This is a genomic window from Moraxella atlantae NBRC 14588, from assembly GCF_001591265.1.
In the GTDB taxonomy this organism is placed as follows: Bacteria; Pseudomonadota; Gammaproteobacteria; order Pseudomonadales; family Moraxellaceae; genus Faucicola; species Faucicola atlantae.
This window is the reverse complement of the sequence record NZ_BCUL01000002.1, coordinates 83,662-104,420: the sequence shown is the minus strand read 5'-3', so window position 1 is coordinate 104,420 and position 20,759 is coordinate 83,662. Positions and strand designations below refer to the sequence as shown.

Annotated in this window: 17 protein-coding genes and 2 pseudogenes; 8 read left to right on the top strand and 11 right to left on the bottom strand. The window is 51.3% G+C overall.

Features of this window, described 5'->3' with window-relative positions:
• Positions 1–111: 111 nt before the first annotated feature.
• The 4 genes from MA2_RS01885 to gcvP all read left to right on the top strand — a co-directional run bounded on the left by MA2_RS01885 (position 112) and on the right by gcvP (position 4,870).
• Positions 112–513: a hypothetical protein gene (locus MA2_RS01885; RefSeq protein WP_067055675.1), complete on the top strand. Its 402-nt coding sequence runs from the start codon at positions 112–114 to the stop codon at positions 511–513.
• Between the two features lie 148 nt (positions 514–661).
• Entirely contained in the window at positions 662–1,042 is a 381-nt protein-coding gene (gene gcvH, locus MA2_RS01880) for a glycine cleavage system protein GcvH (protein WP_067055672.1), read from the top strand.
• 68 nt (positions 1,043–1,110) lie between these two features.
• Complete coding sequence (locus tag MA2_RS01875) at positions 1,111–1,845, top strand: nitroreductase family protein (RefSeq protein ID WP_067055669.1); 735 nt, start codon at positions 1,111–1,113, stop codon at positions 1,843–1,845.
• Positions 1,846–1,963: 118 nt separating this feature from the next.
• Entirely contained in the window at positions 1,964–4,870 is a 2,907-nt protein-coding gene (gene gcvP / locus MA2_RS01870; RefSeq protein ID WP_067055666.1) for an aminomethyl-transferring glycine dehydrogenase, read from the top strand.
• A gap of 65 nt (positions 4,871–4,935) precedes the next feature.
• Here the strand turns inward: gcvP and MA2_RS01865 are convergent, their stop codons facing one another.
• The 3 genes from MA2_RS01865 to MA2_RS01855 all read right to left on the bottom strand — a co-directional run bounded on the left by MA2_RS01865 (position 4,936) and on the right by MA2_RS01855 (position 7,416).
• Positions 4,936–6,201 (bottom strand): ribonuclease D, encoded by a 1,266-nt coding sequence (locus tag MA2_RS01865; protein WP_067055663.1) that lies wholly within the window; start codon positions 6,199–6,201, stop codon positions 4,936–4,938.
• 137 nt (positions 6,202–6,338) lie between these two features.
• Positions 6,339–6,947, bottom strand: coding sequence for a recombination mediator RecR (recR, locus tag MA2_RS01860; protein ID WP_067055660.1), 609 nt, complete (start codon positions 6,945–6,947; stop codon positions 6,339–6,341).
• A 139-nt stretch (positions 6,948–7,086) separates the two neighbouring features.
• Complete coding sequence (locus MA2_RS01855; RefSeq protein WP_067055657.1) at positions 7,087–7,416, bottom strand: YbaB/EbfC family nucleoid-associated protein; 330 nt, start codon at positions 7,414–7,416, stop codon at positions 7,087–7,089.
• Between the two features lie 221 nt (positions 7,417–7,637).
• Between MA2_RS01855 and MA2_RS01850 the strand changes: the two genes are divergently transcribed.
• Positions 7,638–8,411, top strand: a complete 774-nt coding sequence (locus MA2_RS01850) for an SIR2 family NAD-dependent protein deacylase (RefSeq protein ID WP_067055651.1) — start codon at positions 7,638–7,640, stop codon at positions 8,409–8,411.
• A gap of 21 nt (positions 8,412–8,432) precedes the next feature.
• Here the strand turns inward: MA2_RS01850 and MA2_RS01845 are convergent, their stop codons facing one another.
• The gene (locus MA2_RS01845) at positions 8,433–9,704 is read right to left on the bottom strand and encodes an O-succinylhomoserine sulfhydrylase (protein WP_067055648.1); all 1,272 of its coding nucleotides are present in this window, start codon (positions 9,702–9,704) and stop codon (positions 8,433–8,435) included.
• A gap of 112 nt (positions 9,705–9,816) precedes the next feature.
• On the opposite strand from MA2_RS01845, the gene MA2_RS01840 reads away from it, so the two are divergent.
• A complete protein-coding gene (locus MA2_RS01840) occupies positions 9,817–11,442 on the top strand; it encodes a phospholipase D-like domain-containing protein (RefSeq protein WP_115254061.1) in 1,626 nt (541 codons plus the stop codon).
• Here the strand turns inward: MA2_RS01840 and MA2_RS11075 are convergent.
• On the bottom strand, positions 11,437–11,643 hold the full coding sequence (locus MA2_RS11075; RefSeq protein ID WP_115254062.1) for a hypothetical protein: 207 nt from the start codon (positions 11,641–11,643) through the stop codon (positions 11,437–11,439). The two genes, MA2_RS01840 and MA2_RS11075, sit on opposite strands and share 6 nt — an antisense overlap.
• Positions 11,644–11,661: 18 nt before the next feature.
• Here MA2_RS11075 and MA2_RS01835 point away from each other — a divergent pair, with 18 nt between their 5' ends.
• Positions 11,662–13,035 (top strand): MFS transporter, encoded by a 1,374-nt coding sequence (locus MA2_RS01835; protein WP_067055641.1) that lies wholly within the window; start codon positions 11,662–11,664, stop codon positions 13,033–13,035.
• A 10-nt stretch (positions 13,036–13,045) separates the two neighbouring features.
• The gene (gene dusA / locus MA2_RS01830) at positions 13,046–14,011 is read left to right on the top strand and encodes a tRNA dihydrouridine(20/20a) synthase DusA (RefSeq protein ID WP_067055638.1); all 966 of its coding nucleotides are present in this window, start codon (positions 13,046–13,048) and stop codon (positions 14,009–14,011) included.
• A 178-nt stretch (positions 14,012–14,189) separates the two neighbouring features.
• On the opposite strand, the pseudogene MA2_RS11380 reads toward dusA, so the two are convergent.
• The 6 genes and pseudogenes from MA2_RS11380 to MA2_RS01810 form a co-directional block, all read right to left on the bottom strand.
• Positions 14,190–14,270: pseudogene (locus MA2_RS11380) on the bottom strand (helix-turn-helix domain-containing protein); the annotation flags it as partial.
• Positions 14,267–14,422, bottom strand: a pseudogene (locus MA2_RS10815) (IS607 family transposase); the annotation flags it as partial. The pseudogenes MA2_RS10815 and MA2_RS11380, both read right to left, overlap by 4 nt.
• A 52-nt stretch (positions 14,423–14,474) precedes the next feature.
• Positions 14,475–15,215: a CPBP family intramembrane glutamic endopeptidase gene (locus MA2_RS01825; protein ID WP_169795158.1), complete on the bottom strand. Its 741-nt coding sequence runs from the start codon at positions 15,213–15,215 to the stop codon at positions 14,475–14,477.
• 62 nt (positions 15,216–15,277) lie between these two features.
• Positions 15,278–16,108, bottom strand: coding sequence for an alpha/beta fold hydrolase (locus MA2_RS01820; RefSeq protein ID WP_067055632.1), 831 nt, complete (start codon positions 16,106–16,108; stop codon positions 15,278–15,280).
• 99 nt (positions 16,109–16,207) lie between these two features.
• The gene (gene sppA / locus MA2_RS01815) at positions 16,208–17,296 is read right to left on the bottom strand and encodes a signal peptide peptidase SppA (RefSeq protein ID WP_067055629.1); all 1,089 of its coding nucleotides are present in this window, start codon (positions 17,294–17,296) and stop codon (positions 16,208–16,210) included.
• 189 nt (positions 17,297–17,485) lie between these two features.
• Positions 17,486–20,371 (bottom strand): ComEC/Rec2 family competence protein, encoded by a 2,886-nt coding sequence (locus MA2_RS01810; protein ID WP_067055626.1) that lies wholly within the window; start codon positions 20,369–20,371, stop codon positions 17,486–17,488.
• Positions 20,372–20,759: the final 388 nt, after the last annotated feature.

Below are 20,759 nucleotides of genomic sequence, written 5' to 3'. Positions count from 1 at the left end.
AGATAATCGCGTTGATTTACGCTTAAATACCGTGTTATTTATCTGAACAAAGTTAGTTATTTTTCGGGGTAAGTGTTTTTACCCTTGGTATTGTTTAATGAAGGAATAGTTATGAAAAAGCTACTTGCTCTAGTACCGATGGTTGCTGTTTTGGGCGCATGTACTTCAACCAATGTGGCACAACCTAGCCCAGCGCAAATCCAAGCTGTTCAAGACAACTCAGTAACTTATCGCTGCGACAACAACACACAAGTGACTGCATTCTACAACCAAAATACGCGCACTAACGGCTTGACCAATGGTTCAGTGAACCTAAAAGTAACTGCACCAATGCTTACGCTCAATGACACCGCTATGCTACTAAAACAAGATCCAAATACCGTTGGTGGCAACCGCTATCAATTGGCTAACCGCGATGGTAGCACCGTTTACACATGGTCAGTTGATGGTTCTTCAGCGTTGCTAAACGTGGTAGCACAAGGTCAGCAATTTAACTTTGCTTGCGCGCAGTAAGCAGTTTTGTCTACATCGCCGCTAATGCGTTAGCGCGATTTTGATATGGTCGGTACGCTTATCGGCCATATTTTTCATGTAGGTAGCTTGTGCTTTCATTGCCTACTTAGTTTAACTACCTTGATAACAACGAGTTAGGAATCGGGATATGAGCCAAATTCCAGCGGATTTAAAATACGTCGCCAGCCACGAATGGCTACGCCAAGAAGCAGATGGTACGCTAACCATCGGTATCACAGACCACGCGCAAGATTTGCTTGGTGATATCGTGTATGTTGAATTGCCAGAGGTCGGCGCAACGGTTGAAGCTGATGATGAAATTGCTGTGGTTGAATCGGTCAAAGCGGCATCCGATGTGTATGCGCCGATTGCAGGTGAAATCATTGAGATCAATAACGCATTGATTGACGCACCTGAAACCATCAACAGCGACCCTTACGGCGATGGTTGGTTCTTTAAAATTCGTCCTGACAATGCCGACGACTATGACGGCTTGATGGACGCCGATGACTATCAAGATAGCTTGTAAGCCCAACGGTTTGCCAGCGATCAGCGTTTGCTAACCCCGATTGACTTATTTTAAAACGGAACAACAACATGAGTACGTTTGACCCTGCCAAGGTATTTGCCGAATCAACATTTGGCGATGTGGTACGTTCACGCCGTTCGGTGCGCCGTTTTACCGACACACCGATTAGCGATGAGGTGCTGCATGCCTGCTTAGATATCGCCATGCTTGCGCCCAATTCTAGCAACCTACAGCCATGGCAATTTTTTGTCATTGACTCACCTTCGATGCGTGAGGCGGTGGTTAAGTGCTGTATGAGCCAAAATGCCGCCAAAACCGCCAATCGCTTAATCGTCTGCGTGGGACGCGGTGATACGTGGCAACAAAACGCCAAGGACAATATCACTTACTATCCATCTAAACCTGTGCCCAAGGCAGTTCAGACGTATTATGGCAAGCTGATGCCATTTGCGTTCACACGCGGCGCGCTCAACGTGCTATCGCCTGTTAAGTGGGCGGCAATTCAGGTACAGCGTCAGGTCAAAGGCGCGGCGGTAGCCCCCTACTATACCGAAGCAGATGTCAAAAACTGGGCATTGATTAGCACCGCGTTGGCCGCTGAAAACTTGATGTTAGCCTTGCGCGCGTATGGCTTTGATAGCTGCCCGATGGGTGGTTTTGATGAAGAACAGCTTAGCAAAGTACTGGGCTTAAATGAACATCAGTACATTTGCATGGTGATTGGCGCAGGTGAGCGCGCCGAAGATGGCATTTACAGTGAGCAATATCGCTTTGAGCGTGAACGCTTTGTTGTGACTGTCTAAATTTGTGACATGATTTGCCAAGTCAGCGGCTGAACACCCTTAGGCACGCAGGCTTGGCAAATTTGTTTGTGTTTGGTGGATTTTCGCCACAACAATACAGTAAGCGAGGGGTTTGGCAATGGCAGAGCAAGCAAAAACAGGAACAGGACAAAAAACGCCGTGGACAACATTTGCCGAGGTATTTAACCACAGCGAATTTGTCGCACGGCATGTGGGCATTGATGCACAAGCACAGCAAGCGATGTTGGCGGCGGTGGGTGCAGACAGCATGGCGGATTTTATCGCCCAAACAGTGCCTGAAGCGGTGCGGCTAAACCGTGCGCTTGATTTGCCATTGAGCGTACCTGAGCATGAAGCGTTGGCAAAATTGCGCGCGCTTGCCGATAAAATCAAGGTCAATAAAAGCTATATCGGCTTGGGCTATTACCCCACGCGCCTGCCTGCGGTCATCAAACGCAATGTTTTGGAAAACCCTGGTTGGTACACGGCTTACACACCGTATCAAGCCGAGATTGCGCAAGGGCGGCTTGAGGCGTTGCTCAATTTTCAGCAAATGTGTATTGATCTGACGGGCTTAGATTTGGCAGGCGCGTCGCTGCTTGATGAAGCCACCGCGGCAGCAGAAGCGATGGCAATGGCAAAACGCTTGAGCAAGTCAAAATCTAATCAGTTTTTTGTTGATGCGCGTATTTTTCCGCAAACGCTTGATGTGATTCGTACCCGTGCCAAGTATTTTGGTTGGGATGTGGTGGTCGGTGATTTTGATACGGCGGCAAATGGCGAATTTTTTGGCGCAATTTTTCAGTATGTGGGGCGTGATGGCGATGTCGTTGATTTGACCGATATCATCACCCAAGTTAAAGCCAAAGGCGCATTGGCGATTGTCGCGGCCGATGTTATGAGCTTGGTTTTGCTCAAATCCCCTGCCGAGATGGGCGCGGATGTCGCACTGGGCAATACCCAACGCTTTGGTGTGCCGATGGGCTTTGGAGGGCCACATGCGGCGTATTTTGCCTTTAAAGATGCGGCAAAACGCTCTGCGCCAGGGCGTATCATCGGCGTATCGATCGATGCCAATGGCAAGCCTGCCCTGCGTATGGCATTGCAAACCCGTGAGCAGCACATTCGCCGTGAAAAAGCCAATTCTAATATCTGCACGTCGCAGGTGCTGTTGGCAAATTTGGCGGGTATGTACGCTGTGTATCACGGCGCGATTGGTGTGCGCCGTATTGCGACACGCATCCATGGGTTGGCAACGGCATTTGCCCAAACCTTGCAAAACGCAGGGCTTAGCGTGGTGCACCAAACGTTTTTTGATACGGTGTTGGTGCATACTGACGGGCAAACCGAGCAGATTTATCAAAATGCGCTCAACGTTGGTTTTAATTTGCGCAAGGTCGATGATAGTCATATTGCGGTGGCATTTAGTGAGGTCAGTGACGCGCACGATTTCGCTATTTTAACGCAATTATTTGGCGCGGCGGCGGATTTGCCCGACGCATTAACGATGTCATTGCCCGATACCCTGCTACGCAACGATGCGATTTTAAGCCATCCTGTGTTTAACAGCCACCATACTGAGCATCAAATGCTGCGCTACCTCAAGCAACTTGAGGACAAAGATTTGGCGATGAACCGCAGCATGATTTCGTTGGGTAGCTGTACGATGAAGCTCAACGCCACCAGCGAGATGCTGCCGATTACGTGGCATGAATTTGCCAATGTGCACCCATTTGCGCCGCGTGACCAAGTCGGTGGGTATTTAGAAATGATTGCAGGGCTTGAGGCTCAGCTCAAAGCCATCACAGGATTTGATGCGATTTCAATGCAGCCCAATTCGGGCGCGTCGGGTGAATACGCAGGGCTGTTGGCGATTCGGCGTTATCACGAGAGCTTGGGTCAGGCCAATCGCAATATTTGCTTGATTCCGCGTTCGGCGCATGGCACCAACCCTGCCACCGCACAGATGATGGGTATGCAGGTGGTGGTGGTCGCAACCGATGAGCAGGGCAACGTTGATATTGCTGATTTGACTGCCAAAACCGAGCAGCACAGCGACAATCTGGGCGCGTTGATGATTACCTACCCATCAACACATGGCGTGTTTGAAGCAGGCATCCGTGATATTTGCGCGCTGATTCATCAGCACGGCGGACAAGTGTATATGGACGGGGCGAATATGAATGCGCAGGTGGCGATGATGCAACCTGCCGAGGTCGGCGCAGACGTATTGCATATGAACTTGCACAAAACGTTTTGCATTCCACACGGCGGTGGCGGTCCTGGTATGGGACCCATTGGACTAAAAGCGCATCTTGCGCCGTTTATCCCCAATCATAGCGTCGCACCCATACCTGAGGCACAAGCTGGTATGACAGCGGTATCTGCTGCACCGTTTGGTTCTGCTAGTATTTTACCAATCTCATGGATGTATATCACCATGATGGGACGTGATGGGCTGCGCCGTGCCACCGAGGCTGCACTGCTAAACGCCAACTATGTGGCAAGCCAACTTGCCGCGCATTATCCGATTTTGTACACGGGCAACAACAACCGCGTGGCGCATGAATGTATCATTGACATTCGTCCGCTTAAAGCCGAAACAGGTATCACCGAGGTCGATATCGCCAAACGCTTGATGGATTACGGTTTTCATGCGCCGACGATGTCATTTCCTGTGGCAGGCACACTGATGATTGAGCCCACCGAGTCCGAGGACAAAGCTGAGCTTGACCGTTTTATTGCCGCTTTGGTACAAATCAAGCGCGAGGCTGAGCGCGTAGCAGCAGGCGAATGGCCAGCGGATGACAACCCGTTGGTGAATGCGCCGCATACCGCCGAGGTCATCGCAGGCGATTGGCAACACGCTTACAGCCGTGATGAGGCCGCCTATCCGCTGCCATTTGTGCGCGCGCATAAGTTTTGGCCAAGTGTTAGCCGCGTTGATGATGTGTATGGCGATAAAAACTTGGTGTGTAGCTGCCCCGATGTGGCAAGTTATGAAAACGGTGAAATCGCCGAATAAGCCTAATCAGCTTTGCAGCACAAAAAACCGCTCAAATAACAGAGCGGTTTTTTTGTGCGTATGGGCTAATCGCTTGCGGATGCGTCATCAGCAGGCTGTCCAACGGCTGTTTGCAAAATTGGCACCAGTGTGGCTATTGCCCATGCCTGCCGCCAACCGCGAAGCCATGGCGATAAATTTGCCGCTAAATTGCTTGGGCTGTGCTGTGCATTTGCTTGTGCGGCTTGATTTGCCAAGACTTGCGCGTACAGTTCACTCAGCCATTTTTTGCGCATCAGTACCGATTCATCCATGCCAAGCTTGGCAGCATACTCACGCGTGGCTTGGCTGATGGCTTTTTGGGTCGGATTGTCAAGGTTACGGTACGGCGGCGGCAAAGTTGCAGGATAGTTTGCAGGGTCGGCTTGGCGCACCTCGGCAATCAGTGCCAAAATCTCTTGCCCGTACTGGCGGATCACATTGGGTTTGATACTGGTAAAACTCAGCTGCTTAATACTATGTGGCGGCTTGTCAACAATTTCACGCAAGGTCTGTGGGCGCAAAATAAACGTGCGTGGACGATTCAGCGAGCGCGCCAGCTCCTCGCGCCATTCACACAACGCCTGTAATAACGCCAACTGCTGCGGGCTGTCGCGAAAATCTGCCACCGACAAATACAACGCATCATCGGCGGTGTTGATGTTGTCATATACCTCACGCGCGTAGCTTTGGCAGTCCTCGCGTGCATGATCAAGCAGCGCGCGCGCCGCCAACTGCTCGGCAATGGCATCATGCAATGCCAACAAATAGCGCACATCATCCGCCGCGTATTGCTCTTGCTCAAAGGTCAAAGGGCGTTGCAGCCAGTCGGATTGGCTCTCGCCTTTATCCACATGAATACCAAGCACCTCCGCCAATGCGCGCTGATAACCCCATGCACTTTCACCGACCAAAAAACCCAGCGCGATTTGGGTATCAAACACGTTATCAAGCGGCGGCAATTTGGACAGCAAATAATAAATCCCTAAATCCTCGCCACAAGCGTGCAGCACCAATGTCGACACATCACGGATGACTTCCCAAAACTCGTCCATATACAGCTTGGGCACGTCAAGCAAATACACGCCTTTGCCTGTATTGACTTGTACCAATGCCAAAATTGGGTAAAACGTGTCGCGTTTGATGAACTCAGTGTCTAAGGCGATACGCTGGCAAGTGTCGATTTCATCAAGTAAATTAAACAGTTGCTCTTGCGTGGTCACCCAACGGCTTGGTAAATCAACCAGCTGCTGGCGTTGGGTAGCCGTCAAAGGACTTAAAACAGGCGCAGTTTGGACATGATTATTTGACATGATTATTGAACATGGTTGGATAGATTGATGTTAAGATAGACCAACGCCTGCACAGTGGCAAGCGTTATAGACCTTGCCAATGGCGCACAGCGAAAATGACTGGCAAAAGTTACCTGCTTTGGCAACGTTAGGCTGGATTACCAACTGGCGCGATTTTGTAAGGCTTGCCCCAGCGTCATCGCGTCAAGATAGCCAAGCTCACCGCCCATCGGAATGCCTTGGGCAATACGCGTAATGCGTAAAACATATGGTTTGACCACCTCGCTCACAAAATGCGCTGTGGTCTGCCCTTCAACCGTCGTACTGGTTGCCAAAATCACCTCTTGCACAGGCTCACCGCTGTCGTGCTGATGGCGCAGCAACGCCACCAAATCATCTAAGCCCAGTTGCTCTGCGCCTATGCCGTCCATCGGCGACAAATGCCCGCCCAAAACAAAATACTTGCCGTTAAAATTTGCCGTTTGCTCAATCGCCATCATATCAGCGGCGGTTTCGACAATACACAACATGCTGTCACTGCGCCGTGGATCGGCACATACAGGGCATATCTCATCGTCGGATAATCCGCGACAACGCTGACACTGCTTGATTTGGCTCATGGCAACCATCAGCGCGTCTGCTAGCGCCATGCCCTGCGCGCGTTTGTGCGTCAAAAGGTGCAATGCCATACGTTGGGCGGTTTTGTTGCCCACACCTGGTAGGATTTTTAGCTGTTGCACCAAGGTATCAAATTTTGGGGTAAGCATAGCACGCACACCAAAGCCTTATTCAAAAAATTATCTACAGTCCGCTATAGATGGGGCTTAGGTGGTATAAACGCAAGTTATTGACACGGCAAATTCAAACGCTTTTGCCCAAAACCATGCCTTAAAATCAGTTTGCGCCTTAGAATAAGTTTGCCATGCCCGGTGGTAAGCCCATGCCGTTGGTCGCGCCTGCCATGGCTTGCTCGTGCAGCGCGTCAGCTTGGCGTACCGCGTCATTGATGGCAGCGGCAATCAAATCTTCAATCATGTCGGGTTCGTCTGCCAGCAAGCTTGGGTCGATGTTGATCCGTTTGACCACGTGGCGACCATTCATGGTAACCTTAACCAAGCCGTTGCCTGCTTCGGCGTGGACTTCTTGTTCTGCCAGTTTTTTCTTGGCGTTTTCAACGTTGGTTTCGACTTGTTTTTGCATCATTTGTGCTTGCTGCATTAACGCTTGCAAATTCATGGTATCTCCTTAGAGTGAATGAGGTTAGTGAGGTTAGATTGATGCGTCAATCATTTGCTAGCGCATTGTAACGAATTTTGCCGCGTGCTGTCTATCAGCGGTCGGGCTGATTCGTTGCGGGCTAAATTGATAGCTCAATGGTTGTTAAAATCAAGCAAACTTGCTAAGCTGTTTGTGCCAATTTTTTAGGTTTTATTGACAATGAAAAAGATAAAATAGCCATGCCAACTGCTCATCCCTTGACCGATACCACCGATTTTGCTGCCGCGGTGACGACGTTAAAACATGCCACACGGATCGCTGTGCTCACAGGGGCAGGTGTATCGGCAGAAAGCGGTATTCCAACGTTTCGCGACCGCTTAACGGGGCTATGGGCGCGTTATCAGCCTGAATATTTGGTCAGTATTGCCGCGTTTGAGCGTGAGCCTGATGTCGTACTGCGTTGGCACAACTGGTGGCGCGAACAAATCGCCGATAAACAGCCGAATGCTGCCCATCACGCGTTAGGCCAATGGCAACAACAGGCACAAGCGGCGGGTAAAACCTTGACGCTGATGAGCCAAAACGTCGATAGTTTACACGAAGCTGCAGGCGCAGACGTGGTTAAACTGCACGGCACATTGGCACATGAACAGTGTCAAAATTGTGGGATGGTGTTTGAGCCATCGGCTATAGCGCAGATGCACTTAGCCACACCAACCACTTGTCCGCCTTGTGGCGGTAGGCTGCGCCCTGCGATCGTGTGGTTTGGTGAAATGCTGCCACCTGAGGCATGGCAACGTGCCGAACGCGCCTGCCAACGTTGTGACGTATTGGTCAGTATCGGTACGTCAAGCGTGGTTTATCCTGCCGCAGGCTTGATTGACATCGCCAAACACCATGGCGCGACGGTGATTGAGATCAACCCGACTCCGACGCAAACGCCTGCCGTTGATATTGTGCTGGCAGGCAAAGCGGGTGAAGTTTTGCCGCTACTCGTCAATGCACTTGATTGATACACGCATTTACTTGGTCGATTAAAGCGAGTCCAAACCGCGTTTTAAATCGCTGATGATGTCGTCAGCATCCTCAAGTCCAACCGACAGACGAATCAAGCCATCACGAATACCACCTGCCGCACGAGCCTCAGGGGTCATGCGAAAATGCGTGGTCGTTGCAGGGTGCGTGATGGTCGATTTGGCGTCACCTAGGTTATTGGTAATTGAAATCATGCGCGTACTGTCGATGACGTGCCATGCTGCCGCTTTACCGCCTGCCACCTCAAAGCCGACAATCGCACCAAAGTTGCCCATCTGATCTGCGCCTGTTTGATCGTGTTGGCGTTTGGCAAGCTCGTGGTTTGGGTGGTCAGACAAACCTGAAAAATGCACGCGCTCAACCTTGGGGTGCTGGCTCAAAAACGTTGCCACACGGTTGGCATTGTGGCAATGCGCGCGCATCCGTAGCCCAAGTGTTTCTAACCCTTTAAGCAGCACCCACGCATTAAATGGGCTTAGGCTTACGCCTGCGGTGCGCACGACATTAAACGCCGCCTCAAGCAGCTCATGGCTACCGACCAACGCGCCGCCCAACACGCGCCCTTGCCCATCGATATATTTGGTGGCAGAGTGAATGACGATATCTGCACCTAACGTCAGCGGTTTTTGCAAAATCGGTGTGGCAAAGCAGCTATCGACTACCAGCAGTGCATCATTTTGGTGCGCCAACGCTGCCAGTGCAGGAATATCAGCAATTTGCGCCAACGGATTACTTGGGCTTTCGACATACAACAGCTTGGTATTGGGACGAATTTCGGCTTGCCACGCCGCAAGATCGCTGATATCAGCATAGCTAACCTCAATACCATACTGCGTCAAATAGTTGTTAAACAGCGTGATTGAGCTACCAAACAATTGCTTGGCGGCTAGCAGGTGATCGCCTGCCTTGAGGTATGCTAAGCACATCACCAAAATCGCGCCCATGCCCGTAGCGGTAGCCACGGCACGTTCGCCTTGCTCCAATGCCGCCAAACGCCGTTCAAACGCGCGCACAGTCGGGTTGGTAAAACGCGCGTATAAGTTGCCTTTTTTGCTGCCATCAAAATGCGCGGCGGCATCGGCGGCACTTTGGTAGACAAATGAGCTGGTGGTAAACATCGCTTCGCTGTGTTCACCTTCATCGGTGCGGTGGTAGCCTGCGCGTACACCGATGGTGGCATCGGCATAGCCTTGCGCCAAATCCAGCGCATCATCACGCCAGTTTGCATCAATGACGGGTTCGGGGTGTTGGTCGGTGCTGTGTTGTGTCATAAGTTTTTATGCCCAAAAAAATAATAAAAACTAGTGTGGCAAATTTGCTGCGTAAATGCAAGTGATGGTGTATGCTAATGTGCTTTAACAGCAGCACAGGAACAAGCTTGAATTGGGCAAAACAATCGGCACACGATGGGCAAATAGCCATGCAAATTTAACGCTAAATACGCAGCATTGGTGGATGACGGGTTTGGCAACCTTATTGCTGACAGGCTGTCAAAGTCTTAGCTTGGCACTGCTGCCAGACAATGCGCACCAAAACCGCCCGCCCCCTATCATCGCCCAACCAGCCACCACGCCAACCAAGTCATCATCGCCCCTATTTAATTTGACTGCCAATCCTGACCCCGAGCACCAATCGGGCTATCATGTGCTTGCCACCAGTAACGAGGCATACGGTGCACGGCGGGTTTTAAGCCAACAAGCGCAGCAGACCATTGATATTCAATACTACATTTGGCACAACGACAAATCGGGCAAACAGATGCTGCGCGAGGTGTTTGCTGCTGGCAAGCGCGGTGTACAGGTACGCCTGTTGTTGGATGATTTAAACACCGATGGCGAGCTTGACCAAGTGCTATCTGCCTTAGACGCGCAGCCAAATATCGCCGTGCGCTTGATGAACCCCAAACCGTTACGCGGTGGCAAGTCACTAAATTTTGTCGTGGGCGCGCCGCGTTATCATCGTCGTATGCACAACAAAAGCATGACGTTTGACGGCACAGTATCCATCATTGGTGGGCGCAATATCGGTGATGAATATCTCACGCAAGACAGCGCGACGGCGTTTGCCGATTTGGACATTGCACTGGCAGGCAAGGCGGCACAAGCCATTGGGGCAAGTTTTGAGGAATACTGGCACAGCCCGTTGGCGTATGACATCGCGCGCTTGGTTAAGCCAAATCCACAAGCTCAGGCAAAGGCTTTAGCAGAGCTAAGCGCACTGTCTCAGCCGCCCAACTCTTTTGCCGATCGCCGCTTGTTTCAGCAAGTGTTTGGTAGCCGTCCGTGGCAATGGGCAATAGTAGACGTATTTGCCGATCCTGCCGCCAAACTCTTAAAACAAGACACGCACGATCAGCGCATTGTGCGCCGCTTGACCGAGGTGGTCGGTGTGCCGCAGCGACGCTTGAGTTTGGTGTCATCGTATTTTGTGCCAACACGGCGCGGCGTGGCAACGCTAACCCAACTGGCGCAGCGCGGTGTAGATGTACGCGTATTGACCAACGCGCTGTCGGCGACCGATGTGCCGATTGTGCAGGCAGGCTACAGCAAACACCGCGTACCGCTGCTGCGTGGCGGTGTGCATCTATACGAGCTCAAACCCACCGCCGACTTAAACCCCACACCCAAAACCAACAGCCGCCGCGCCAACCACCGCTTTACCCAACGCGCGCGCGACGCCAGCACCAGTTTGCATAGCAAGGCGTTTGCTGTGGATGAACGACTGGTGTTTATCGGCTCATACAACCTTGACCCGCGCTCTGCCAACATCAATACCGAGCTTGGCGTGGTGGTATATGATGCGGCATTGGCGCGCCAGTTTCATCAGGCGTTGGATGAAATCAATTTGACCAACAGCTATCGACTGCTGCTCAACCAACATGGGCAAATCGTGTGGCAAAGTTTGGACGATGGTACAGAGCACGATACGACCCATGAGCCTTACCGTAAGCCTGTGGTACAAGAGCTGCTCAAAATCGCCACGTATTTGCCCATCGAATGGCTGTTATAACCACTTACTTTTGCCCTTCATCAAAGCGCGTTTGGCTGCCAGCTTGCAAACAGTACTTACAAAAATCAACATTAAACTGGCAAAATTTACATGGCTTTCTTTTATATTAGGCTGTTTTTTTGGTCTTGGGCTGGGCAAGCATTTGTTTTGTTGTTGTTTTAAATCCATGATGGGATCGACACTGTAAATAAACGTTGGCATGTGATGTGGGTATGAGCGATGCCGTATTTTCAGGGCAGTTGTGAGGAACTGCGCGAACTTAATACGACTGAGAAAACCTTGGTCAGGGTAATTGCGTTTGGGGCATTTTTCACCGCCTTCGATTTTACGCTGTATTTTTATTTTAATGACGCGATTGCCAGTGCATTTTTGCCCGATAGTATGCCTAAGGCGTGGCAGCAATGGGTATTTTTGGCGATGCTGGTGGTGGGCTATGCTTCACGCCCTATCGGTGGAATTTGGCTTGGTGGGCTAGGCGATCGCATTGGGCGTAAGCCGATTATGCTGCTGTCGCTGCTGATTGTGTCGGTATCTACGTTGTTAATTGGCTGCTTGCCAACGTATCATCAGTGCGGTGTGTGGGCGTTGGTGCTACTGATTACGCTGCGTTTTGTGCAGGGCATTGGTTTTGGTGCAGAGGTGCCAACGTTGTGGGTGTATTTGGCAGAGCACATGCCGCGCTGGCATTTGGGCGCGATGTGCGGCTGGCTGATGGCGACATTTACTGCCAGTGTGCTGCTTGGTAATGTGATGAGTTGGGTGTTGGCGTCGATGCTGACACCGCTACAGATGGCAAGCGTTGGCTGGCGCGTGCCGTTTATTGTGGGTGCAGCAGGTACGTTGGTGGCGATGGCACTGCGCTATCATTTGACCGAAACACCGCTGTGGCTACAATGGCAACAACGCCAATCGTATCATCAATCATCCCACCAATCAGACGACCCTGTTGTTAATCGCCCGCATCAGCCACTGCACCAAGTCTTGCGCAATCAGCGTTATGGCATTGGGGTCAGCCTTGCGCTGTCGCTGATGGTATCTAGTCTGTATATCACGGTGTTGTTGTTGATGCCGTCATTGGCGATTGATTATTTTGATATCGATGATGCGTTGGTGTGGATTGCTAACGGGGTAGCGGCATTGTTTGCTGCTCTTGGGGCGGTGGTATTTGGTTATTACGCTGACCGTTTTAACACAGGGCGCGTATTTGCGATTGCCAGTTTTATGTTAATTATCAGCAGTTTGGTGTTTTTTGCGGTGCTGCGTCTATACCCTGAATTGATGCTGATTGCTTACGCGCTGCTCGGCTTTTGTATTGGCTTGATTGGCATTGTGCCTAGTGTGTGCGTGCGGCTGTTTCCTGTGCAAGTGCGTCTTAGTGGGGTGGCATTTTGCTATAATGTGGCGTTTGCGTTGGTGGGCGGACTGACCACGCTGTTGGTGAATTATTTTACCCAAAAACTGCATTTTGCGCCGCTGTTGTATTTGACGTTTATTGGCATTGTTGGGGTTATGGTGGGCATGATGCTGGATAATCTGCACGGGCTGTATCGTATGGAAGATAACCCGACATTGGACAAACGCGCACTGTCTTGAATTTAAAATTATGTTAAAAAACAAACGTTTATCAACTGCGCCGATGATTGATTGGACATTGCCTGAGTATTTGTATTTGGCGCGGCTGTGTAATCCTGAGGCATATGTGTATAGCGAGATGATCAGCACGTCGGCGATTTTAAACGGCGATACGGCGCGTTTGCTGCGCTTGTATGAGCGCACACATCCTGTGGTGTTGCAGCTTGGCGGCTCTGACCCTAAGGCATTGTCGACCTGTGCGCGGTTGGGTGCGGCGGCAGGGTTTGATGAGATTAACCTAAATGTTGGCTGCCCGTCTGACCGCGTGCAGCATTATGAAATCGGCGCGTGTTTGATGGCGTATCCTAAGCGCGTTGGGCAGATGGTGGCGGCAATGCAGGCAGCGGTGGATGTGCCTGTGACCGTCAAGCACCGCATTGGGATTGATGAATTTGACAGTTATGCGTTCATGCGCGATTTTGTCGGTGAGGTGGCAGCGGCAGGCTGTCGGCACGTCATTGTGCATGCGCGAATTGCGTGGTTACAGGGTTTAAGCCCCAAGCAAAACCGCGAGATTCCACCTCTGCGTTATGCCGAGGTATATCGGCTTAAGCGTGAATTTCCTGATTTGTTGGTTGAAATCAACGGCGGCATCACCACGCTAGACGCGATTAGTGAGCATTTACAACACGTTGATGGCGTGATGATTGGGCGCGAGGCATACCACAATCCGTACATTTTGGCACAGGCGATGACGCTGTGGGGCAAAACGCCACCAACACGTGCGCAGGTATTTAATGGGTGGCTGGAGTTTTTGGCAGATTGTGAACGCCGTGATATGCCGCTGAATTTGGTGGTGCGTCATGGCTTGGGACTGTTTCAGGGTTTGGCAGGGGCGCGCAAGTGGCGGCAAGCCTTAAGTGGGCAGAAGTCTTTAACGTTAAGCCAAATTCAAGCCGCAGGTGAGGCGGTGCTGAGACAAAACGACTTATTATAAAGGGAAACTGAGTGCGTTTAATGGCGTTAAGCTGTTTACGCAGGCTGCCTTGCGATGGCTTGTTTAGTTTGATGATGTCAATTTCAATGCCTTTTGCTAAACAATCATCACGGTAAGCCTTGTCTGCTTGATATTGGGTTTGCCATTCTGCCAACGCCCAGTTATAGGCAAGGCGAGCGACACCGCAAGCCTTAGCAAAGTAGGTGGCTTGTTTGTCGGTAGGGTCAAGTCGAATGATGTGTCCACGAATGACGGTCATTCTAAAACCTCTTTGACGGCTTCGAGTAGTTGTTTGTTTTTCTTACTGCGTGAGCCGTAAAGCCGTGCTCAAAATACGGTGATAATTTCGAGTACGTCTTGGGTGAGTTCCTCTTCAAAGGATAGGTTTTCGCCTTGGTTGATGCTTATTAATCTATTCATCATGGGTATTATTGAATAGATTTAGTTAGATTTCAATAAGCAGTTAGTAACCCCAAATATATTGCGCCATCGCCATGGCATTGTTGGCAATATGTAGTGTAATTGGCAAATACAACGCGCCTGTTTTTGCCCGTGCCACAGCAAACAGCATGCCCAAGGCGACAATTCCTAACATCTCAACCGCGCCATATTGCAAATGAATCAGTGCGAAAATCACACTGGTGATGATACTTGCACCCCACGCACCAAGCTTACGCCCTTTGACCGTGCTTTGTGCCAGTGCCGTCCACATAAAGCCGCGAAACATCAATTCTTCATAAATCGGCGCGGCAATCACCATCGCCACCACCAACCACCAAAACGGCTGCGCGCTGACGACCAAATCATCCATAAATGCCATCGGTTCACGTTGCAGCCAACGCCCAATGCATTCCAACACAACATTTAGCGCAAGCAACAACACAGCGAAGCTTAGCCACCGTCGCCAGTCAAATGCTTGCCGCGTCGATGTGGCGTGCAGTGCCAAACCATCTGCCACCTTGTCACCACGCCACCAACAAAATACTGCCAAAACCGCCGCCAAAATCGGCAGCGTCAGCAGGACACTTGCCGCAATGACCGTGCCGTTTTGCGCACCACTGGCTAATTCAACGTGCCAGTCATCGGCAGACACTGGCAACAGCCAACCTGCTAACCATGTGGTGGTGACCAGTTGGGTGACAAAAAACACCAGCAGCACCGCCATGCACACTGCCAAGGTTTTGGCAAGCGTTTGACGTGGCATAGCATTGCTCAATGCAGATTGTCTGTTAGGCATGGTCATCAATACCAACACGCGGCACGCGGTCAGTTTTGTTGTTGATGGGCTTGTACGGCGGCAATGCGGTCTTTGATGGCTTGCACCGTTGCGTCGGGATGCTCGAGGGGAAACATATGCCCGCCCTTACGCACAGTATAATCAATGCCCTGTTTTGCCTTGAGATCACGTGCCGCGCCGCGTTGATAAAACACACTATCTTGCCCAACCATCAAGTACGCAGGCACGGCAGGTGGCTGATTGGGTTTGAGCCAGTACAATGACGGATTGTTGCGATACACTGCCAATTCCACAGATTTGGGAATGGTCAAGGTGACTTGTCCGTCTGGCGTATCGCTTAAGCCATAGCGAATAAAGTCGGCAAAGCAGCGTTCATCAAAATCGCGATACAGCGGTTTGCTACGCAGACTTGCCGCCGCGGCTTGTCGCGACGCCCACACATCACGGCGGCGGCTTGTCATGCCTGCAGGGGTGAGTTGATCAAGCAGCTTGGGGCTATTAAGCTTTGCCCAATGCACCAACATGGCATAACGCCCTGTCAATAGCGGTGGGTCTAAGCAAATCACCTGGCTAAATAACTCAGGCATACGGTACGCCGCCTGTAAGGTGCACAGTGAACCAAGCGAATGCCCAATCCCGATCGCGGTGGTTTGTCCGCGCTCGACAAGCGCACGCTGAACACTGTCGATGACTTGCTGGGTCAAGCTTTGCCAGTGGTTATCAACCTGATACGCAGGGTCAATACCCAACGCTGGCACAAAAGCAATATCAAAATCCGCGCTTAATTGCTCGAATAAACAGCTATAAACCTTTGACGGAAAGCCATTGGCATGAGCAAAGTGCAATAACGGCTTGTGCATAGTAACATCCTTTTACCTGTCGCTGATAACAATATTCCCGATGGTTTGCCAAACCGTTTAGGCTTAATTTAGTTTGGGCACGCTTGGGTGTGTTTAAGTTTATTTTAGCTGCAAGCGTTGCGGCTCAGCTGAGGCCGCCGCATCGGCTTGACTTGCGCCCATGCGTTCAGCCAAACGCTCGCCCATGCCATAGCCAACTTGGCTTGCCAATTTGCCAAACACGCGCTTGACAGGATCTTCGGGATTGTAGGTCACTTGTGTATCAAGTTTGAGCGCGCGCTCAAGGCTATCGATGCTGCCTGCTTTATCTGCCAAACCCAGCTTGATCGCCTGCTCGCCGCTCCAAAATAAGCCAGAGAATAGCTGATTGCCTTCGGGGTCTTTGAGACGGTTGCCGCGGCCTTGTTTGACGGCGTTGATAAAGTGTTGGTGCGTGTTATCAAGCACGCTTTGCACATGCGCGCGTTCAAAATCGGTCAAGTCGCGGCTGATGCTCAAGATATCTTTGTGCGCACCTGAGGTCATAGTGCTGTCTTTGACACCGTATTTGTCCATCAAACCGCGCACGTTGTAGCTGGGCAAAATCACGCCGATTGAGCCGACCAAACTTGATGGATTGACCCAAATTTCATCCGCGCCTGAGGCGATGTAATACGCGCCCGACGCGCCCATGTCCTCAATGACGGCATACAGTTTTTTGTCAGGATGGGCTTTGCGCAGCTCGGTCATGGTTTGCCAAATTTCATCGGACTGCACGGGTGAACCGCCGGGAGAATTGATCCGCAGGGCAACGGCTTTGGCATTGTCGTTGTCAAACGCGTCTTGTAGTGCCTCACTGATATCATGGCTGTTGGCAGGGTTGTCATCGCTAATCGCGCCTTTGACATCAATCACCGCTAAATGCGGCGCTGCCATATCAGCATCGGTAAAACTGGTATCGCCTACACTGCTACATGCACGCGCCATCAGCAAGGTAAGCAGCAGCACGTAGCCTAGCGTCAGTAGACGAAAGAAAATTCGCCAGCGGCGTGCGCGGCGTTGTTCCTCAACGCTTGCCAACAAAGTTTTTTCAAGCAGCTGCCACTCTTGCCCTGCATACGGCACAGGCTGCCCATACGATGAAGGGTTAGGCTGCGGAGCTTGTGGCGGTACAGAGCGGTTGGGATCGGGTGGCCAGTTATCTGACATAAAATTTCCTTGTGGCAAGTGTGTCAATGGCAAGCGCGTGTCATATGTGCTTGAACGACAACCTTGCTTAGATATTGCTAAAAATTTGCTAAAGTATTGCTAAGCCATCTGTTACCAACTGTTTGGTCAGCAAAGCGGTTTTAAGGCTTAATGATAGGCGTAAATCGCTGAAAAAACAATGACAATTCTTTATTGTATGCGTGTGACTGCCAATGTATCGTTTGGTTTGAGCTCATAGCTCACCGCACCGACACGATGCGCGCGTATCAGATGTATACCACTGTCAGTGAGCGCGGTGGGATCCGCTAAGGTTGCGTCATGGCTCGCATCATCTGCTGCGGCTGTGTTCATCGCCTTGACAGTCAATAGCGCCGTTTCACTGCTCTCGCCCAACTGCTGGTTGTCATACTGTCCGCTGAGCACATGCACCTGCTTAGGCTGAATATCCGCCAGCCACGCTGTGCTCAGCGGCAATTGATAAGGCGTAATCAGTAGATCCGCCACCGTGATGCGGCACAACACTTGCGACATGGCAAACGGCAAACCATCACGCCCTGCGGCTAGCAAAACACGATAAGGCTGGTTAGCCGCTGTTTGCGACCCAAGCGTGATCAAACAGGTTTGACTGGCAGCACGGTCACGCGGGCTTAGGACCATATCGGGCGGTAGCTTAAGCTGCCACCCCGTGATGGCGGTCAGACTCAGCGTTGCGCGTATGTGCTGGGTATCGGGTTGGTTGTGCCATGTTTGCCCAGCTTGGCACGGCTTTGGCGTGATATTGGGATAGGCAAATTTTTCACCCTCAGCGTCTGTCAAAGGCGTGAGCGCGTCTGCGCCAGCCAGCCAGTACTGATGAATCGGTACGGTTTGGGCAAGCTGCTGCACTGCTGCATTGGCAAGCGCGCTGGGCGTTTGGCTGATCACTCCCGACAAACGGCTAACGCGGTAGGTTGCCAATAATGGATAAATATCCGTTGCCAACAAATCACTGGCTTTGGCAATAGTTGGCACGACTGATCGTATCGGCGTGTTGGGCTTGGTTGCGGTACTGGGCTTTTGGGGCGTAAGGTTTTGATTATCGGCAAGTATCAGCCACGCATCATCACCTGCCACCACAAGGCTAACGCTGATTTTGGCGTTGGGTAAGACCGCCAACACAGGCACGACGGCAGTTTGCTCACGCCGCGTCATGCCAATCACTAAAACTAAAGCAAATAGCGGTACAACCAACAGCCGCGGCAACAAACCACGCGCCAACCACAGCCCCACCATCAACGCGCACAAAAGCAGCTGACTGGGCGTAAGGGCGATGAACACCTGCTTGGCAAAACCATGCGCCAGCAGCCCGTGCAATACGGCATGAAACCCGCCCAACAACCATGCAGCCAATGCCCACACCGCCCCACTTAGACTTTGTCCGAATGGCAACAATGACAACACACCTGCAAGCATATCCAACGGCACAATCACGCCACCCAACAGCGGCACGGCAAATAAATTCACCGCAATATCCAAAACCGCAATTTTGCCAAAAAACCACACCACCACAGGCATCATCAGCACAAACAGCCAAATTTGTAAGCGTAAAAGCTCCCACAGCGCACGCCCAATATGCGCCAGTACCGCGCTGCCACTTAGCGCACTATCTGCCATGCGCGTGTACGCCTGCTCACCTGTATGCTTACTAAACTGCAACAGCAGCCCCACGGCAACAAACGATAGCCAAAATCCTGCCTGCCACACCGCTGTGGTATCCAGCCACAACATCATCAGCCCAACCATTGCTAGTATACGCAATGCCTGCGCCGCTACCAGCCACTGCGTCGCCAACGTCACGCCAATCAACATCAGCAGCGTACGCTGGGCAGGCAATTCAAACCCCACCAACAGCGCGTAACCGCTAGCAACCACCACACTAACCCACAGCACCAATAACTGCGCAGGCACACGGCGCAACACATTTGGCACACACAAGCGCACCAACACCAACACCCACGTAGATACCACACTTGCCAACAACAACACATGCGGACCTGAGATTGCCAACAAATGGCTAATACCCGTCACTTGGTACAAGTTTTTGATATCTGCCGTCAGTAGGCTTTTGTCACCTGTGAGTAGCCCAAGTAAAATTGCGTAACTATTCAGCGTCTTTACCTGCTGTGCTGCGGTGGTTTGGTGAGAGAGCTTGGCGGTTAAATGTTGGTACAGATTTTGGCGCAGTTGCCAGCGCAGGCGTTCGATGTCACCACGCCACGTCATATCAGTCTTGGAATCTTGCACTTGCGTGGGCAAAATCGCCAACAGTTGCGCTTTGGCAGTGACATCGCGCTGACGCAGCCACAATGCCTCATCAAAGCCCAAATTTAGCGGTGTTGCATTGGTAGGTAAATCCTGCCAGTCACGCGCTCGAATCGGCTGTAGGGTCAGTTTGACACGCAGCGATTGATTGGGTGCTAACGCGTTGAGTGTGACTTGCCAGTCGGGGTGTTTGGTGGTATCAGCAGTGACCAACACGCGCATGGGCAAGTCTATGTCCACCTCATCGGCTGCAAGGTGCTGTAGCCGTTTGATTTGCCAAACTTGGCGCGGATAGCCATTACCGATCACAAAGCCTGTGGCATCATTGGCTTGGGCTTGCGCGGATGACACCGCAAAATCGCTGAGTGTATCACTGATTTGCGGCACGCTCACATCGGCGGTCACGGTCAAAGGCGCGTCTAATAACCGCGCTTGATACATCAAGGTTTGTGCCACACCAAAGCTAGCACTTGCCAACAACATCAGCGCACCTGCCAGCGTATATACCGCACCTTGCCCAAACAATGACAGCCAGCTGCTGGTTTGTGGGGCAGATACAGCTTGCAATTGGCTGAGCAGGCGATGGCGTTGGGTGCGATGCTTGTGCCAAAAATTCAGCAGTAGCAAGACCACCAAGCCGCCCAAACAACTACCGCTTAACCACAGCCACGGTGTTGGCAATGTAGGCAAGGCAGTAGACTGACCGACCACTTGGGTCAGCGCGCCCACCGCCAAAAATCCGACCAAACTTGCCGCCACCAACAGCCACAGCATGGCACGCTTCCTTTTTTATTTTATCATTCGTTGCCGTAAACCTGCGACTTCAGGCGGTGGATATAAGGCAATTGTTAAATGCGATGAGTTTTGCTATACTCATCTCACTATATTCAATGTCTTACATTCCACAGTTAAGTTAAGACTAAATTGCGAGTACGCAGTAACTTAACTGGTAAGACGTTTCCAAACACACACTTAAGCTAATTCGTGTCTATGACAATCCTAACGGTAGGATTAGCTTAAAATAAGAACCTAAGATGTACGGTGTGTCGTACGGGCGGTTGCCATTGTCTTAGGTTTGCGGTGGGGCTTCACCGTCTTGCAGAAGGAATCCCCTCACTTTAGGGAGGGGAGGAAGTCAATGTTATATTTTTATCATATCCAA

Bases quoted from the DNA above. Each gene is read 5' to 3' on its own strand.
- gcvH (WP_067055672.1), top strand. From the start codon at position 662: ATGAGCCAAATTCCAGCGGATTTAAAATACGTCGCCAGCCACGAATGG.
- MA2_RS01855 (WP_067055657.1), bottom strand. From the start codon at position 7,416: ATGAATTTGCAAGCGTTAATGCAGCAAGCACAAATGATGCAAAAACAA.
- MA2_RS01845 (WP_067055648.1), bottom strand. From the start codon at position 9,704: ATGACACAACACAGCACCGACCAACACCCCGAACCCGTCATTGATGCA.
- MA2_RS01875 (WP_067055669.1), top strand. From the start codon at position 1,111: ATGAGTACGTTTGACCCTGCCAAGGTATTTGCCGAATCAACATTTGGC.
- MA2_RS01810 (WP_067055626.1), bottom strand. From the start codon at position 20,371: ATGCTGTGGCTGTTGGTGGCGGCAAGTTTGGTCGGATTTTTGGCGGTG.
- MA2_RS01825 (WP_169795158.1), bottom strand. From the start codon at position 15,215: ATGCCACGTCAAACGCTTGCCAAAACCTTGGCAGTGTGCATGGCGGTG.
- dusA (WP_067055638.1), top strand. From the start codon at position 13,046: ATGTTAAAAAACAAACGTTTATCAACTGCGCCGATGATTGATTGGACA.
- MA2_RS01865 (WP_067055663.1), bottom strand. From the start codon at position 6,201: ATGTCAAATAATCATGTCCAAACTGCGCCTGTTTTAAGTCCTTTGACG.
- MA2_RS01820 (WP_067055632.1), bottom strand. From the start codon at position 16,108: ATGCACAAGCCGTTATTGCACTTTGCTCATGCCAATGGCTTTCCGTCA.
- MA2_RS01835 (WP_067055641.1), top strand. From the start codon at position 11,662: ATGCCGTATTTTCAGGGCAGTTGTGAGGAACTGCGCGAACTTAATACG.
- MA2_RS11075 (WP_115254062.1), bottom strand. From the start codon at position 11,643: ATGCCAACGTTTATTTACAGTGTCGATCCCATCATGGATTTAAAACAA.
- MA2_RS01885 (WP_067055675.1), top strand. From the start codon at position 112: ATGAAAAAGCTACTTGCTCTAGTACCGATGGTTGCTGTTTTGGGCGCA.
- MA2_RS01850 (WP_067055651.1), top strand. From the start codon at position 7,638: ATGCCAACTGCTCATCCCTTGACCGATACCACCGATTTTGCTGCCGCG.
- recR (WP_067055660.1), bottom strand. From the start codon at position 6,947: ATGCTTACCCCAAAATTTGATACCTTGGTGCAACAGCTAAAAATCCTA.
- gcvP (WP_067055666.1), top strand. From the start codon at position 1,964: ATGGCAGAGCAAGCAAAAACAGGAACAGGACAAAAAACGCCGTGGACA.
- sppA (WP_067055629.1), bottom strand. From the start codon at position 17,296: ATGTCAGATAACTGGCCACCCGATCCCAACCGCTCTGTACCGCCACAA.